This is a genomic window from Nocardioides humi, assembly GCF_006494775.1.
Classification (GTDB): domain Bacteria; phylum Actinomycetota; class Actinomycetes; order Propionibacteriales; family Nocardioidaceae; genus Nocardioides; species Nocardioides humi.
In genome coordinates, this window is the sequence record NZ_CP041146.1 from 1,451,127 (window position 1) to 1,464,626 (window position 13,500).

At 71.5% G+C, this 13,500-nt stretch carries 21 protein-coding genes; 6 read left to right on the plus strand and 15 right to left on the minus strand.

The annotated features are described in order from the left end of the window. Nucleotides 1-41 precede the first annotated feature (41 nt). The 15 genes from FIV44_RS07110 to rpsJ form a co-directional block, all read right to left on the minus strand. Nucleotides 42-227, minus strand: a complete 186-nt coding sequence (locus tag FIV44_RS07110; RefSeq protein WP_011757321.1) for a type Z 30S ribosomal protein S14 — start codon at nt 225-227, stop codon at nt 42-44. Nucleotides 228-298: 71 nt separating this feature from the next. Further along, nucleotides 299-868, minus strand: coding sequence for a 50S ribosomal protein L5 (rplE, locus tag FIV44_RS07115; RefSeq protein WP_141003835.1), 570 nt, complete (start codon nt 866-868; stop codon nt 299-301). Further along, the gene (rplX, locus tag FIV44_RS07120; RefSeq protein WP_219996332.1) at nt 868-1,281 is read right to left on the minus strand and encodes a 50S ribosomal protein L24; all 414 of its coding nucleotides are present in this window, start codon (nt 1,279-1,281) and stop codon (nt 868-870) included. Before rplX ends, rplE begins: the two co-directional genes overlap by 1 nt. Continuing rightward, a complete protein-coding gene (gene rplN / locus FIV44_RS07125; RefSeq protein WP_028636402.1) occupies nt 1,281-1,649 on the minus strand; it encodes a 50S ribosomal protein L14 in 369 nt (122 codons plus the stop codon). The genes rplX and rplN overlap by 1 nt, the downstream gene beginning before the upstream one ends. 71 nt (nt 1,650-1,720) lie before the next feature. Further along, nucleotides 1,721-2,002 (minus strand): 30S ribosomal protein S17, encoded by a 282-nt coding sequence (gene rpsQ, locus FIV44_RS07130; protein ID WP_141003836.1) that lies wholly within the window; start codon nt 2,000-2,002, stop codon nt 1,721-1,723. Further along, nucleotides 2,002-2,238 (minus strand): 50S ribosomal protein L29, encoded by a 237-nt coding sequence (rpmC, locus tag FIV44_RS07135; protein WP_141003837.1) that lies wholly within the window; start codon nt 2,236-2,238, stop codon nt 2,002-2,004. The genes rpsQ and rpmC overlap by 1 nt, the downstream gene beginning before the upstream one ends. Next, entirely contained in the window at nt 2,238-2,657 is a 420-nt protein-coding gene (rplP, locus tag FIV44_RS07140) for a 50S ribosomal protein L16 (protein WP_056750333.1), read from the minus strand. The genes rpmC and rplP overlap by 1 nt, the downstream gene beginning before the upstream one ends. A gap of 3 nt (nt 2,658-2,660) precedes the next feature. Next, nucleotides 2,661-3,497: a 30S ribosomal protein S3 gene (gene rpsC, locus FIV44_RS07145; RefSeq protein ID WP_141003838.1), complete on the minus strand. Its 837-nt coding sequence runs from the start codon at nt 3,495-3,497 to the stop codon at nt 2,661-2,663. Beyond that, nucleotides 3,497-3,925 carry a 50S ribosomal protein L22 gene (rplV, locus tag FIV44_RS07150; RefSeq protein ID WP_141003839.1) on the minus strand — a complete coding sequence of 143 codons (429 nt, stop codon included), beginning with the start codon at nt 3,923-3,925 and terminating at the stop codon, nt 3,497-3,499. The genes rpsC and rplV overlap by 1 nt, the downstream gene beginning before the upstream one ends. Beyond that, nucleotides 3,922-4,203: a 30S ribosomal protein S19 gene (rpsS, locus tag FIV44_RS07155; RefSeq protein WP_036547879.1), complete on the minus strand. Its 282-nt coding sequence runs from the start codon at nt 4,201-4,203 to the stop codon at nt 3,922-3,924. The genes rplV and rpsS overlap by 4 nt, the downstream gene beginning before the upstream one ends. Before the next feature lie 12 nt (nt 4,204-4,215). Beyond that, a complete protein-coding gene (gene rplB, locus FIV44_RS07160; RefSeq protein WP_141003840.1) occupies nt 4,216-5,052 on the minus strand; it encodes a 50S ribosomal protein L2 in 837 nt (278 codons plus the stop codon). A gap of 24 nt (nt 5,053-5,076) precedes the next feature. Further along, the gene (gene rplW / locus FIV44_RS07165) at nt 5,077-5,382 is read right to left on the minus strand and encodes a 50S ribosomal protein L23 (protein ID WP_141003841.1); all 306 of its coding nucleotides are present in this window, start codon (nt 5,380-5,382) and stop codon (nt 5,077-5,079) included. Next, the gene (gene rplD, locus FIV44_RS07170) at nt 5,382-6,002 is read right to left on the minus strand and encodes a 50S ribosomal protein L4 (RefSeq protein WP_141003842.1); all 621 of its coding nucleotides are present in this window, start codon (nt 6,000-6,002) and stop codon (nt 5,382-5,384) included. Before rplD ends, rplW begins: the two co-directional genes overlap by 1 nt. Before the next feature lie 5 nt (nt 6,003-6,007). Continuing rightward, nucleotides 6,008-6,658, minus strand: coding sequence for a 50S ribosomal protein L3 (gene rplC / locus FIV44_RS07175; protein ID WP_141003843.1), 651 nt, complete (start codon nt 6,656-6,658; stop codon nt 6,008-6,010). Nucleotides 6,659-6,668: 10 nt separating this feature from the next. Continuing rightward, complete coding sequence (rpsJ, locus tag FIV44_RS07180) at nt 6,669-6,977, minus strand: 30S ribosomal protein S10 (RefSeq protein ID WP_007078637.1); 309 nt, start codon at nt 6,975-6,977, stop codon at nt 6,669-6,671. Nucleotides 6,978-7,348: 371 nt separating this feature from the next. Here rpsJ and FIV44_RS07185 point away from each other — a divergent pair, with 371 nt between their 5' ends. Genes FIV44_RS07185 through FIV44_RS07210 form a run of 6 tightly spaced genes read left to right on the plus strand, consistent with a single transcriptional unit; the run spans nt 7,349 to nt 13,480 of the window. Further along, nucleotides 7,349-8,536 carry a hypothetical protein gene (locus FIV44_RS07185; protein ID WP_141003844.1) on the plus strand — a complete coding sequence of 396 codons (1,188 nt, stop codon included), beginning with the start codon at nt 7,349-7,351 and terminating at the stop codon, nt 8,534-8,536. Further along, nucleotides 8,533-9,177 carry a DUF4129 domain-containing protein gene (locus FIV44_RS07190; RefSeq protein WP_141003845.1) on the plus strand — a complete coding sequence of 215 codons (645 nt, stop codon included), beginning with the start codon at nt 8,533-8,535 and terminating at the stop codon, nt 9,175-9,177. The genes FIV44_RS07185 and FIV44_RS07190 overlap by 4 nt, the downstream gene beginning before the upstream one ends. Next, nucleotides 9,174-10,313 carry a DUF4350 domain-containing protein gene (locus tag FIV44_RS07195; protein ID WP_141003846.1) on the plus strand — a complete coding sequence of 380 codons (1,140 nt, stop codon included), beginning with the start codon at nt 9,174-9,176 and terminating at the stop codon, nt 10,311-10,313. The genes FIV44_RS07190 and FIV44_RS07195 overlap by 4 nt, the downstream gene beginning before the upstream one ends. A gap of 5 nt (nt 10,314-10,318) precedes the next feature. Further along, a complete protein-coding gene (locus FIV44_RS07200; protein WP_425465168.1) occupies nt 10,319-11,302 on the plus strand; it encodes an AAA family ATPase in 984 nt (327 codons plus the stop codon). Nucleotides 11,303-11,312: 10 nt separating this feature from the next. Next, the gene (locus FIV44_RS07205; RefSeq protein ID WP_141003848.1) at nt 11,313-12,641 is read left to right on the plus strand and encodes a DUF58 domain-containing protein; all 1,329 of its coding nucleotides are present in this window, start codon (nt 11,313-11,315) and stop codon (nt 12,639-12,641) included. Nucleotides 12,642-12,682: 41 nt separating this feature from the next. After that, complete coding sequence (locus tag FIV44_RS07210) at nt 12,683-13,480, plus strand: neutral zinc metallopeptidase (RefSeq protein ID WP_181411033.1); 798 nt, start codon at nt 12,683-12,685, stop codon at nt 13,478-13,480. The last annotated feature ends 20 nt before the right edge of the window (nt 13,481-13,500 follow it).

Below are 13,500 nucleotides of genomic sequence, written 5' to 3' on the forward strand. Positions count from 1 at the left end.
CGCGCGCTCACCGGCGTGCGGACCTGCAACGTCGTTGGGTATTACCAGCTCGACTTGGTGACGCCGGGCAGCTCGCCGCGGTGGGCCATCTCCCGCAGGCAGATCCGGCACAGGCCGAACTTGCGGTAGACCGCCTTCGGACGGCCGCAGCGCTGGCAGCGGGTGTAGCCGCGCACCGCGAACTTCGGCTTGCGCGCCGCCTTGACCTTGAGCGCAGTCTTCGCCATGTCAGTTCTCCTTGCTCTGCTGATGGTTCGCTGCGCGCCCCGACATGACCGCTTCGCGATTGTTGGTCATGTCAGCGCTCCGCGAACGGGAAGCCGAGCTGCTTCAGCAGCGCGCGCCCCTGCTCGTCGTTGGTCGCCGTGGTGACGATGGTGATGTCCATGCCCCGCTGGCGGTCGACCTTGTCCTGGTCGATCTCGTGGAACATGACCTGCTCGGTCAGCCCGAAGGTGTAGTTGCCGCGACCGTCGAACTGCTTCGGCGAGAGGCCGCGGAAGTCGCGGATGCGGGGCAGCGCGAGCGCCAGCAGGCGGTCGAGGAACTCCCACATGCGGTCGCCCCGCAGCGTGACGTGCGTGCCGATCGGCATGCCCTCGCGCAGCTTGAACTGGGCGATCGACTTGCGGGCCTTGGTGACCGCCGGCTTCTGGCCGGTGATCGCGGTCAGGTCGCGGATCGCGCCCTCGATCAGCTTCGAGTCGCGTGCGGCCTCGCCGACGCCCATGTTGACCACGATCTTGGTCAGGCCGGGCACCTGCATGACGTTGGCGATCTCGAACTCGGCCTTGAGCGCCGGGAGGATCTCCTCGCGGTACTTCGTCTTGAGCCGGGGCGTGACCTTCTCGATGGTGCTCTCGGTCATCAGATTTCCTTCCCGGTCTTGCGGGAGATGCGCACGCTGCGCGTCGAGCTGTACTCGGAACCGTCGGGACGACGCTTGGTGACCTCGACCCGCTTGTAGCCGACCTTGGTCACGCCGTCGCCCTCGACGAGCATCACGTTGGACACGTGGATCGGGGCCTCGGTGGTGATGATGCCGCCGGTGTTGCCGGAGCGCCCACCCTGGTCGACGACCTTGGTGTGCTTCTTGATCCGGTTGACGCCCTCGACGATCACCCGCTCCTCCTCACGGAGGACCTTGATGATCTTGCCCTCGGCGCCCTTGTCCTTGCCGGCGATGACCTTGACGGTGTCGCCCTTCTTGACCCGCAGGTTGGGCTTCTTGCGGTTCTGCTCGGACTTCTTGCGGGTGCTCCGAATGAACTTGCTGGCCATCACAGCACCTCCGGCGCGAGCGAGATGATCTTCATGAACTTCTTCTCACGCAGCTCACGGCCGACGGGGCCGAAGATGCGGGTGCCGCGAGGCTCGCCGTCGCTCTTGAGGATCACCGCGGCGTTCTCGTCGAAGCGGATGTACGAGCCGTCGGGACGCCGGCGCTCCTTGACGGTGCGCACGACGACGGCCTTGACGACGTCGCCCTTCTTGACGTTGCCGCCGGGGATCGCGTCCTTGACGGTGGCGACGATGACGTCCCCGATCCCGGCGTAGCGACGACCGGAGCCGCCGAGCACCCGGATGCAGAGGATCTCCTTCGCACCGGTGTTGTCGGCGACCTTGAGTCGCGACTCCTGCTGAATCATCGATTTCTCCTGGTTGTCGTGCCGGTTCTCGACTTCTCAACGCCGAAGCCGAGCCTGGCCGAACGTGTGGACTACTTGGCGCGCTCGAGGATCTCCACCACGCGCCAGCGCTTGGTGGCCGACAGCGGGCGGGTCTCCATGATGAGGACGCGGTCGCCGACGCCGCAGTCGTTCTGCTCGTCGTGGGCCTTGAGCCGCGTGTTGCGGCGCATGACCTTGCCGTACAGGGCGTGCTTGACGCGGTCCTCGACGGACACGACCACGGTCTTGTCCATCTTGTCGCTGACGACCAGGCCCTCGCGGGTCTTGCGAGCGTTGCGCTCGACCGTCGTGGCGTCGGTGTTCTCAGCCATCAGTTCTCCTCCTCGGCACCCGGCGCGGTGCGAATCCCGAGCTCACGCTCGCGAACGACCGTGTAGATCCGGGCGATGTCCTTCTTGACCGTGCGGAGCCGGCCGTGGCTCTCCAGCTGGCCGGTGGCCGCCTGGAAGCGCAGGTTGAACAGCTCCTCCTTGGCCTCGCGCAGCTTGGCCTCGAGGTCGATCTCGTTGAGCTCGTCCAGCTCGTGGGCGCGGATGACGTTCGCCATCAGAACTCACCAGCCTCTCGCGTGATGAAACGGCACTTCATGGGCAGCTTGTGGATCGCCCGGCGCATGGCCTCGCGGGCCACGTCCTCCGGGACGCCGGACAGCTCGAACATGACGCGACCGGGCTTGACGTTGGCGACCCACCACTCCGGGGAGCCCTTGCCGGAGCCCATGCGGGTCTCGGCCGGCTTCTTGGTCAGCGGGCGGTCCGGGTAGATGTTGATCCAGACCTTGCCGCCACGCTTGATGTGGCGGGTCATCGCGATACGGGCCGACTCGATCTGGCGGTTGGTCACGTAGTGACCCTCGATCGCCTGGATCCCGAAGTCGCCGAACGCGAGCGACGTACCGCCCTTGGCAGCACCCCGGCGCTTCGGGTGGTGCTGCTTGCGGTGCTTGACGCGACGCGGCATCAACATGGGTCAGGACTCCGTTCCGGTGCTGGGCTCGGCAGCCGGCGCGGCCTCGGGGTTGCTCTCCACGGCGGGAGCGGCAGCCTCGGCGTTGCGGTCCGAGCGGTTCGGGCGGTCACCGCGCGACCCACGGGTCGGACGGTCGCCGCCGCGGCTGGGACGGCCGCCGCGACCGGGGACGCCGGCGCGGGCAGCGGCCTGGGCCTGACGCTCGGCACGGGTGCCGGCGACCTCGCCCTTGTAGATCCAGACCTTCACGCCGATCCGGCCGAAGGTGGTGCGGGCCTCGTAGAAGCCGTAGTCGATGTCGGCGCGCAGCGTGTGCAGCGGGACGCGACCCTCGCGGTAGAACTCGGTGCGCGACATCTCGGCGCCGTTGAGGCGGCCGGAGCACTGGATCCGGATGCCCTTGGCACCGGAGCGCATCGAGGTCTGCATCGCCTTGCGCATCGCACGGCGGAACTGCACGCGGCCCGAGAGCTGCTCGGCGACGCCCTGGGCGACGAGCTGCGCGTCGATCTCGGGGTTCTTGACCTCGAGGATGTTCAGCTGGACCTGCTTGCCGGTGAGCTTCTCGAGCTCGCCGCGGATCCGGTCGGCCTCCGCGCCGCGGCGGCCGATGACGATGCCCGGACGCGCGGTGTGGATGTCGACGCGGACCCGGTCCCGGGTGCGCTCGATCTCGACCTTGGCGATGCCGGCCCGCTCCATGCCCTTGCTGAGCAGCTTGCGGATGGCGACGTCCTCGCCGACGTACGCCTTGTAGAGCTTGTCGGCGTACCAGCGCGACTTGTGGTCGGTGGAGATGCCGAGGCGGAAGCCGTTCGGGTTGATCTTCTGGCCCATTACTTCTTGCCCTTCTTCCCGGCAGCGTTGACGACGTCGGCCGGCTGGACCGCGATGGTGATGTGGCTGGTGCGCTTGTTGATCCGGGTGGCCCGGCCCTGCGCACGCGGACGCCAGCGCTTCATCGTGGGGCCCTCGTCGACCCGCGCGACCGAGACGACCAGGTCGCCGGTGGGCAGGCCCTCGGTGGTCGCGGCGTTCGCGACGGCGCTCTGCAGCACCTTGTAGACGGTCTCGGAGGCCGACTGCGGCGCGAACTGCAGCAGCGTCAGCGCCTCGTCGGCGGGCAGGCCGCGGACCAGGTCGACGACGCGGCGCGCCTTCATCGGGGTGATCCGCACGAAGCGGGCGCTCGCGAACGCGCCGGGCGCGTCGCCCAGGAGCGACTCGCGGCGCGCGCTGGTGCGGTGACGCTCAGTGGTGCTCATCGACGGCGTCCCTTCCGGTCTTCCTTGACGTGGCCGCGGTAGGTGCGGGTCGGCGCGAACTCACCGAGCTTGTGGCCGACCATCGAGTCGGAGATGAAGACCGGCACGTGCTTGCGGCCGTCGTGGACCGCGATCGTGTGGCCGATCATCGAGGGGATGATCATCGACCGGCGCGACCAGGTCTTGATGACGTTGTGGGTGCCCTTGTCGTTCTCGGCGTCCACCTTCTTGAGCAGGTGGCCGTCGACGAAGGGGCCCTTCTTCAGGCTGCGAGGCATCGTCTAATTCCTTCAGCGCTTGTTCTTGCCGGACTTGCGGCGACGGATGATCTGGGAGTCGCTGGCCTTGCGCTTGCGCGTGCGGCCCTCGGGCTTGCCCCACGGCGAGACCGGGTGGCGACCACCGGAGGTCTTGCCCTCACCACCACCGTGCGGGTGGTCGACCGGGTTCATGACGACACCGCGGACGGTCGGGCGCTTGCCCTTCCAGCGCATGCGGCCGGCCTTGCCCCAGTTGATGTTCGACTGCTCGGCGTTGCCGACCTCGCCGATCGTCGCGCGGCAGCGCACGTCGACGTAGCGCATCTCGCCCGAGGGCAGGCGCAGCGTGGCGCGCGAGCCCTCGCGGGCGACCAGCTGCGCGCTGTTGCCGGCCGAGCGGGCCAGCTTGGCGCCGCCGCCGGGGCGGAGCTCGACGCAGTGGATCGTCGTACCGACGGGGATGTTGCGCAGCGGCAGGTTGTTGCCCGGCTTGATGTCGGCGCCGACGCCCGACTCCACGCGCATGCCCTGCGTCAGGTCCTTGGGCGCCACGATGTAGCGCTTCTCGCCGTCGGCGTAGTGCAGCAGCGCGATGCGTGCGGTGCGGTTGGGGTCGTACTCGATGTGCGCGACCTTGGCCGGCACCCCGTCCTTGTCGTAGCGACGGAAGTCGATGATGCGGTAGGCACGCTTGTGACCGCCGCCCTGGTGCCGGGTGGTGATCCGGCCCTGGTTGTTGCGACCGCCCTTCTTGGGGAGCGGACGGGTCAGCGACTTCTCGGGGGTGGTCCGGGTGATCTCGGCGAAGTCGGCCACCGAGGAGCCACGGCGGCCCGGGGTGGTCGGCTTGTACTTGCGGATAGCCATGTCAGATTCCTCTACCTGGCCCGGTCAGGAGACCGGACCTCCGAAGATGTCGATGCGGTGACCGTCGGCCAGGCTCACGATGGCGCGCTTGGTGTCCTTGCGCTTGCCGAGGCCGTTGCGGGTGCGGCGGACCTTGCCCGGACGGTTGAGCGTGTTCACCGAGGTGACCTTGACGCCGAAGATCTTCTCGACGGCGATCTTGATCTCGGTCTTGTTGGCGTCCGGGTGCACCAGGAAGGTGTACTTGTTGGCGTCGAGGAGGCTGTAGCTCTTCTCCGACACCACCGGCGCGATCAGGACGTCGCGGTGGTCCTTGTGCAGGGTGCTCATCAGTTGTCCTCCTCGCTCGCGCCCGCGCTGCCGCCGGCGACGAACGCCTCGTAGGCGGCCTTGCTGAAGACCACGTCGTCGCTCACGAGGACGTCGCGGGTGTTGAGCTGGTCGACGGCCACGATGTGCACCTCGGGCGCGTTGCGCAGCGAGAGCCAGGTGAGGCTGTCGGCGCGCTCGAGCACCACGAGGAACTTGCGGCGGTCGGTCAGCTCGAAGAGCGAGGCGAGCGCGGCCTTGGTCGACGGCTTGTCGCCGGAGACCAGGCCCTCGACGACGTGGATCCGCTCGTTGCGGGCCCGGTCGGAGAGGGCCGAGCGCAGCGCGGCGGCCTTCATCTTCTTGGGGGTGCGCTGGCTGTAGTCGCGCGGCTGCGGGCCGTGGACGGTGCCACCGCCGGCGAACTGCGGCGCCCGGGTCGAGCCCTGGCGGGCGCGGCCGGTGCCCTTCTGCTTGTAGGGCTTCTTGCCACCGCCGCGGACCTCGCCGCGGGTCTTGGTGGCGTGGGTGCCCTGACGCGCAGCGGCCTGCTGGGCGACGACGACCTGGTGGATCAGCGGGATGTTGACCTCGACGTCGAAGATCTCGGCGGGGAAGTCGACGGAAACAGTCTTGGCCATCTCGATCAGCCCTTCTTCGCAGCCGTGCGGAGAACGACGAGACCGCCCTTGGGGCCGGGGACGGCGCCCTTGACCAGGACGATGCCCTTCTCGACGTCGACGGCGTGGACGGTGACGTTCTGGGTGGTGACGGTGTCGGTACCCATCCGGCCGGCCATGCGCAGGCCCTTGAACACGCGGCCGGGGGTGGCGCACGCGCCGATCGAGCCCGGCTTGCGGTGGTTGCGGTGGGCACCGTGCGAGGCGCTCACGCCGGCGAAGCCGTGGCGCTTCATGACACCGGCGAAGCCCTTGCCCTTGCTGGTGCCGGTCACGTCGACGGCCTGGCCGGCCTCGAACGTGTCGACGGGCAGCTCCTGGCCGACGGTGTACTCGCTGGCGTCGGCGGTGCGGATCTCGACCACGTGGCGACGCGGCGTCGTCCCGGCCTTGGCGAAGTGACCCGCCTGCGGCTTGTTGACCTTGCGGCCCTCGATCTCGCCGTAGCCGATCTGGATGGCGTTGTAGCCGTCCGGCTCGGGCTGGCGGACCTGGGTGACGACGTTCGTGCCGGCGGCGATCACGGTCACCGGGATGACCCGGTTGTTCTCGTCCCAGAGCTGGGTCATGCCGAGCTTGGTGCCCAGCAGCCCCTTCACGTTGCGCTCAATAGTCATGTCTCGAACCTCAGAGCTTGATCTCGATGTCGACACCGGCCGGCAGGTCGAGACGCATGAGGCTGTCGACCGTCTTCGGCGTGGGGTCGATGATGTCGATGAGACGCTTGTGCGTGCGCATCTCGAAGTGCTCGCGCGAGTCCTTGTACTTGTGCGGCGAGCGGATGACACAGAAGACGTTCTTCTCGGTCGGCAGCGGCACCGGGCCGGCGACCTTCGCACCCGTGCGGGTGACCGTGTCCACGATCTTGCGCGCCGAGGTGTCGATCACCTCGTGGTCATAGGCCTTGAGCCTGATGCGGATCTTCTGTCCCGCCATAGGTCTCTCTCGTCCTTACTCGTCGTACGACTCTGGGTCCTTCAGCTCCGACCCCCGCGGTCGGGCGTGTCGCGCCTTGTTCGTGGCACGCACGTCTCCCGGAGGGGGAAGTGGAGCTGTTGTTCTCGGCTGCCTCGGGTCTCCTGGCGTGCGGTACGAGCTGGAATCTCGACGACCGGGCACGCTCCACGCGGCTTCGGCTCGGCAGGGCCGAACGCTGACGCTGGGGAGACACGATTCAGTAGTCAAGGTCTAGCGCGCACCCCGACGACCTGCCCGGGGCAACCGGAACATCTTGGCAGAGTTCGCGGGGGTCGCCAAATCTGCGACGCCCCCGGTCTCCGCAGGGGGTGGATGCAAGGATGGCGCGCATGACCGACGGCCCCTCGCAGCAGTACCCGCCCCCGGGTGCGCCGCCGCCTGCGGACCCCTACCCGCCGCCCGGCGGCTTCCCCCCGCCCGGCGGTGTGCCGGAGCCGGCGGCAGCCCCCGCGCCGGGTCACGCGCCCGGGACCGCCCCGGGGTCGGCGACGGGGCCCGGACCGGCCGGCTGGGCGCCGTACCCGACCGGGCCGGGGCCTCGCCCGGCGCCGGGACTGCTGCTCGGCGCCGCCCACAAGCCCGGCGCGCTCCCCCTGCGGCCGCTCAACCTCGGCAACATCTACGACGGCGCGTTCCGGATCATCCGGTTCAACCCGAAGGCGACGGTCGGCGCGGCGGTGCTGGTGACGGCCGTGGCGATGCTGATCCCGGTCGTGGTGACGCTGGTGCTGACCTTCACGGTCGGGCTCGCGGTGGACGCGTCCGGCGAGCTGGACCCCGACGCGACCACCGCCGACGCGCTCGGCGTGCTCGCGGCGTACGGCACGCTGCTGGTGTCCCTGGTCGTCGCCCAGATCGGGGTGGTGTTCGTGACCGGCATGGTCGCCCACGTCACCCACGCGGCGGCGGTCGGCCGCCGGCTCGGGCTCGGCGAGGCCTGGGCGGCGACCCGCGGCAAGAGGTGGCGGCTGCTGGGGCTCACCCTGCTCCTCAACCTGGCCTTCGGGCTCCTGCTGTTCGTCTACGTGCTGCTGTGGGTCGTCGTGGTGGCGGTCAGCGGCGACCCGTGGCCGATCGTCATCTGGGGCCTGCTGAGCGTCCCCGCGTTCATCGCCCTGTGCTGCTGGCTGTGGATCCGCTTCTACTACCTGCCGGTGCCGGCGCTGATGCTGGAGCCGATCGGCATGTTCGCGGCGATCGGCCGGGGCTGGACGCTCACCGCACGGCAGTACTGGCGGACGTTCGGGATCGCGCTGCTCACCGTGCTCGTCGCCCAGTTCGCCGGCGGGCTGCTCACCGTCCCGGTCAGCATCGTCGGCAATGTCGCGGCGCTCGCCGCGCCGGAGTACGCCACCCTGCTGCTGGTCCTGACCCAGGCGATCGCGCTGGTGGTCCAGAACGCGTTCATCGCCCCGTTCCTCGCGGCCGTCACCTCCGTCCAGTACGTCGACCTCCGCATGCGCAAGGAGGCCTTCGACGTCGAGCTGATGCGTGAGGCGGGGATCGTCCCCGCATGAACCACGCGGTCCTCCCGGTGCTCCCGGCCCTGCGGCTCGACCCTCCGCTCGACCCGAGCGGCGACGAGGCGCGCCGCGAGCTGCGCCGCGAGCTGTTCCGGCCGGAGTACCACCAGGACGACGTCCTCGACCGGCTGGCCCGCTGGCTCGACCGGCTGATCACCAACACCGTCGACGCCGCCTCGGGCTCCTCGGGCCTGACCACCGCCGTCGCGATCCTGGTGGTGCTGCTCCTCGCGGCGGGGGTGCTGTTCCTGGTCAGCCGCGCCCGCCGTACGGCGACCGGGCGGGCCGCCGACGCCCCCGCGCTCACCGACGAGGTCGTGACCGCCGACGAGCTGCGCGCCCGGGCGGAGGCGGCGCTGGCCGCCGGCGACGCCGCCGGCGCCCTGGTGGACGCCTTCCGGTCGGCCGCGGTGCGGCAGATCGAGCGTGGCCGGGTCGAGGACCTTCCGCAGGCGACCGCGCACGAGCTGGCCACCGCGCTCGTAGCGGTCTTCCCCGACCACCGGGCCGCGGTCCTGCGCGGGGCCGACCTCTTCGACGGCGTCCTGTACGGCGAGCGCCCGGCCACGCCCGACCAGGCCGGTGAGCTGCTGGCGCTCGACGACGCCCTGGCCGCCCGGGCGGCCCGCCGATGACCCGGCTGCGCGTCGGCCGCGCGCGGGTCGTGGTCATCGCGGCGATCGTGCTCGCCCTCGTGGTCGGCGTGTGGCTGACCCGCGGCGCGGAGGAGTACCCCGGCACGGCCGATCCGCGGAACCCGGCGCCCGAGGGCGCCCAGGCGGTGGCGCGGGTGCTGGAGGACCAGGGCGTGGACGTGACGATCGCCCGCTCGGCCGACGCCTTCGAGGACGCTGTGGTCGACGACGGGACCACGGTCGTGGTCAGCAGCACCCACGAGCTCGCGCCGAGCACGCTCGCGCGACTGCGCGAGCACGCCGCCTCCGCAGCGCGGGTGGTGCTGGTGGAGCCGGGCTACGCGCTGGCGCGGGAGATCGACGAGGAGCTCGGCACGCTCCCCGTCGCGGCCGACGACGCGGACGCCGTCGCCGCCCGGTGCCCCGACGGCGTTGCGGGCGTGGGCCTCGACGGGCTGACGGTCGAGGTGGACCGGGCGACGTCGTACCGCCTCGACGGCGACGGTGAGGAGTGCTTCCCCCGCGAGGCCGGCTCGCTGGTGCGCACCGTCGACGGGCTGGTCCTGTTCGGGGCGGGGCAGGCGCTGACCAATGACCAGGTGACCCGCGGCGACAACGCCGCGGTGGCACTGCGGCTGCTCGGGCACGACCCACGGCTGGTCTGGTACGTCCCCGACGCCGCCGACGCCGTCGCCGACGACGCGGTGACCATCGGCACGCTACTGCCGGACTGGATCGGTCCGGGGCTGTGGGTGCTGGCGCTGAGCGGCGTCGCGCTGGTGCTGTGGCGGTTCCGCCGGCTGGGACCGCTCTCGACCGAGCCGCTGCCGGTGGTCGTCCGCGCGGTGGAGACGGCGCGCAGCCGGGGCCGCATGTACCGCCGCAGCGGCGACCGCGCCCACGCCGCCCGCGCGCTGCGCCGGGCCGCGTGCGCCGACATCGCCGGCCGGCTCCGCCTCGACCGCGGCACCGCTCCCCCGGCGGTCGCCGAGGCCGCCGCGCGCCACCTCGGCGCCCCCGTCGCCACCGTGGCCGCACTGCTCGACGACGACCGCACGCCCCCGGCCACCGACCAGGACCTGGTCCGGTTCGCGCAGGACCTGGCCCGACTCAGGAGAGAGGTACGACGCTCATGACCCAGATGCCACCGCCACCCCCGACCCGCGGGGACGAGCACGCCGTGCGCGAGCGGCTGCTCGCCGTACGCCAGGAGGTGGCCAAGGCCGTGGTCGGCCAGGACGCCGCCGTGTCCGGGCTGCTGGTCGCGCTGCTGTGCGGGGGCCACGTGCTGATGGAGGGTGTGCCCGGCACGGCGAAGACGCTGCTGGTGCGGACCCTCGCGCAGAGCCTGGAGGTGCAGACCCGGCGGGTGCAGTTCACGCCGGACCTGATGCCGGGCGACATCACCGGCTCGCTGGTGATCGACTCCGCCGGCGGCGGCGAGCTCAGCTTCCGCGAGGGGCCGATCTTCACCAACCTGCTGCTCGCCGACGAGATCAACCGCACGCCCCCGAAGACCCAGTCGGCGCTGCTGGAGGCGATGGAGGAGGGCCAGGTGTCCGCCGACGGCGTGACCCGGCCGCTGCCGCGGCCGTTCCTGGTCGCCGCGACGCAGAACCCGGTCGAGTTCGAGGGCACCTACCCGCTGCCGGAGGCCCAGCTGGACCGGTTCCTGCTGAAGGTGGTCCTGCCCGTCCCGCCGCGCGAGGACGAGATCACCATCCTCACCCGGCACGCCGAGGGCTTCGACCCCCGCGACGTCGCCGGCGCCGGGGTGCGGGCCGTCGCCGGGTCCGCGGACCTGGAGGCCGGCCAGGCGGCGGTCACGAAGGTGCAGGTCTCGCCCGAGGTGGCGTCGTACATCGTCGACATCGCGCGGGCGACCCGGCAGTCCCCCTCGCTGTCGCTGGGGGTGAGCCCGCGCGGTGCGACGGCGCTGCTGCGCGCGGCCCGCGCCTGGGCCTGGCTGTCGGGGCGCGACTTCGTGACGCCCGACGACGTGAAGGCGCTGGCCCAGGCGTCCCTGGCCCACCGGCTCGGTGTCCGGCCCGAGGCCGAGCTCGAGGGGGTGGACGTCGCGCAGGTGCTGGCCTCCGCGATCGCGTCCGTCCCGGTGCCGCGCTGAGGGTCTCCTGATGGTCATCTCCGGCCGGGTCCCGCTGCTGCTCCTCCTGGGGGTGGTGGCGGTCGCGCTGCGCCCGCAGGCGGGCACGGTCTGGCTCTGGCTGCTCGGCGTGCTCCTGCTGGTCGGGCTCGACCGGCTGCTGGCACCCTCGCCCGCCCTCGCCTCGCTGAGCCGGCGGCCGCCCGGGTCGGTGCGGCTGGGCGACCCGGCCACGTCCGAGCTGGTCGTGGCCGGCAGCGGCCGGCCCCTCCATCTGCAGGTCCGCGACGCCTGGCAGCCCTCCGCCGGCGCCCACGACAACCGCTTCCGGCTCCGGCTCGCTCCCGGCGACCGGCGCCGGCTGACCACGCCGCTGCTCCCGCGCCGGCGTGGCGACCTGCGCGGCGACGGCGTCACCGTCCGGTCCTGGGGACCGCTCGGGCTGGTCGCGCGGCAGCGGACCTATGACGTGCCCGGCTCGGTGCGGGCGCTGCCGCCGTTCGAGTCCCGCAAGCACCTGCCGTCCCGGCTCGCCCGGCTGCGCGACCTCGACGGCCGGGCGGCGGTCCGCGTGCGCGGGCAGGGCACCGAGTTCGACTCGCTGCGGGAGTACGTCCGCGGCGACGACGTCCGGTCCATCGACTGGCGCGCCTCCGCCCGCAGCCCGCACGTCGTGGTCCGCACCTGGCAGCCGGAGCGGGACCGCCGCGTCGTCCTGGTCCTCGACACCTCGCGTACGTCGGCCGGGCGGGTCGCGCGCACTGTCGGAGAGTCGGAGACCGACGGGATGCCGCGACTCGACGCCGCGATGGACTCCGCACTGCTGCTCGCGGCGCTGGCCTCGCGCGCCGGCGACCGGGTCGACTTCGTCGCCGGCGACCGTCGGGTCCGGGCCCGCCAGCGACTGCACGGCACCCGCGACGTCGCCGCCCGGCTGCAGGAGCAGATGGCCGAGCTGGACCCGGTCCTGGTCGAGGCCGACTGGGACCTGCTCGCCGGCGCGGTCCAGGGCTTCGGGCGGCAGCGCGCCCTCGTCGTCCTCCTGACGGCGCTGGAGCCCTCCGCCGTCGCCGACGGCCTGCTGCCCGTGCTGCCCGTCCTCACCCGCCACCACCGCGTGGTGATCGCCTCGGTACGCGACCCGGAGCTGAACCGGACCGCCTCCGTGTCCGACGATCTCGTGCCCACCGCCGACGACGTCTACGCCGCCGCGGCGGCCTCCCACGAGCTGCACCGCCGCGCCCGCACCCGCGACATGCTGGTCCGCCTCGGCGTGGACGTCGTCGACGCCGACGCCGGCGAGCTGCCGCCCGCCCTGGCCGACCACTACCTCGCCCTCAAGGCACAGGGGCTGTTGTAGGCCCGGGTTTGGCGCCACCGCGCGGCGGGCAGCGTCGGCTCGTGCGAGCACGGAGACTCTCGGTCCTGGTCTGCCTCACGGCGCTGATCGTCGCGCTGGTCGGCACGTCGGCGCCCCCGGCCACCGCCGGCGATGCGCGCGTCCTGAAGCACGCCTCGATCTACCACGCCAAGAAGATCAAGGGCCACGGCTGCGCGATCCCGACCATCCCCCTGGACACGACGGCGAACGTCACCGCCTACTACCAGGCGCTCGCGCCGTGCTTGAAGCGCGATTGGAAGAAGGTCGTCAAGAGCGCCAAGAAGCGGTTCCACGCGCCGAAGCTGGTGGTCTGGACGGGCGTGTCCAAGAAGAGCAAGTGCGGCGCCTACACCGGGCTGTCCTTCTACTGCAGCGCGAAGCGCGGCACCGTCTTCATGTACGCCGACGAGATCACCCAACTGTGGGCCGCATGGCCCGGCAACCCGGTCGCCCAGCGCAACATCAGGCTCGCCGCGCTGCACACCCTCGCCCATGAGTACGGCCATCACATCCAGCACCTCTCCGGTGTGCTCGGCGCGTGGCATCGCTCCTCGATCCGCGCGGGGGCTGCCAAGAGGGCCACCCTCGAGCGCCGTCTCGAGCTGCAGGCCAGCTGCCTGGGCAACCTGTTCCTGCAGGCCGAGGCGGCCAGCGTCGGGCTGACGCCCGCCGAGGCGGCAGACTTCGGCTGGAGCACCATCGCGGTGGCGAACCACGGCAGCACGACCAGCCAGCAGTACTGGATCACCCGTGGCCGCACCCACGCCCGGGTCAAGGCCTGCAACACCTGGAAGGCGCCCGCCGCACTGGTCTCCTGACCTCCGCCGCGCCGTGGGAA

Coding starts and splice junctions, on each gene's coding strand:
- rplV (WP_141003839.1), bottom strand. CDS start 3,925: ATGAGCACCACTGAGCGTCACCGCACCAGCGCGCGCCGCGAGTCGCTC.
- FIV44_RS07200 (WP_425465168.1), top strand. CDS start 10,319: ATGCCACCGCCACCCCCGACCCGCGGGGACGAGCACGCCGTGCGCGAG.
- rplN (WP_028636402.1), bottom strand. CDS start 1,649: ATGATTCAGCAGGAGTCGCGACTCAAGGTCGCCGACAACACCGGTGCG.
- rpsS (WP_036547879.1), bottom strand. CDS start 4,203: ATGCCTCGCAGCCTGAAGAAGGGCCCCTTCGTCGACGGCCACCTGCTC.
- rplD (WP_141003842.1), bottom strand. CDS start 6,002: ATGGCCAAGACTGTTTCCGTCGACTTCCCCGCCGAGATCTTCGACGTC.
- rplB (WP_141003840.1), bottom strand. CDS start 5,052: ATGGCTATCCGCAAGTACAAGCCGACCACCCCGGGCCGCCGTGGCTCC.
- FIV44_RS07195 (WP_141003846.1), top strand. CDS start 9,174: ATGACCCGGCTGCGCGTCGGCCGCGCGCGGGTCGTGGTCATCGCGGCG.
- rplW (WP_141003841.1), bottom strand. CDS start 5,382: ATGAGCACCCTGCACAAGGACCACCGCGACGTCCTGATCGCGCCGGTG.
- rplC (WP_141003843.1), bottom strand. CDS start 6,658: ATGACTATTGAGCGCAACGTGAAGGGGCTGCTGGGCACCAAGCTCGGC.
- FIV44_RS07190 (WP_141003845.1), top strand. CDS start 8,533: ATGAACCACGCGGTCCTCCCGGTGCTCCCGGCCCTGCGGCTCGACCCT.
- rpmC (WP_141003837.1), bottom strand. CDS start 2,238: ATGGCGAACGTCATCCGCGCCCACGAGCTGGACGAGCTCAACGAGATC.
- FIV44_RS07205 (WP_141003848.1), top strand. CDS start 11,313: ATGGTCATCTCCGGCCGGGTCCCGCTGCTGCTCCTCCTGGGGGTGGTG.
- rpsC (WP_141003838.1), bottom strand. CDS start 3,497: ATGGGCCAGAAGATCAACCCGAACGGCTTCCGCCTCGGCATCTCCACC.
- rpsJ (WP_007078637.1), bottom strand. CDS start 6,977: ATGGCGGGACAGAAGATCCGCATCAGGCTCAAGGCCTATGACCACGAG.
- rpsQ (WP_141003836.1), bottom strand. CDS start 2,002: ATGGCTGAGAACACCGACGCCACGACGGTCGAGCGCAACGCTCGCAAG.
- FIV44_RS07185 (WP_141003844.1), top strand. CDS start 7,349: ATGACCGACGGCCCCTCGCAGCAGTACCCGCCCCCGGGTGCGCCGCCG.
- rplP (WP_056750333.1), bottom strand. CDS start 2,657: ATGTTGATGCCGCGTCGCGTCAAGCACCGCAAGCAGCACCACCCGAAG.
- FIV44_RS07110 (WP_011757321.1), bottom strand. CDS start 227: ATGGCGAAGACTGCGCTCAAGGTCAAGGCGGCGCGCAAGCCGAAGTTC.
- rplX (WP_219996332.1), bottom strand. CDS start 1,281: ATGGCCAGCAAGTTCATTCGGAGCACCCGCAAGAAGTCCGAGCAGAAC.
- rplE (WP_141003835.1), bottom strand. CDS start 868: ATGACCGAGAGCACCATCGAGAAGGTCACGCCCCGGCTCAAGACGAAG.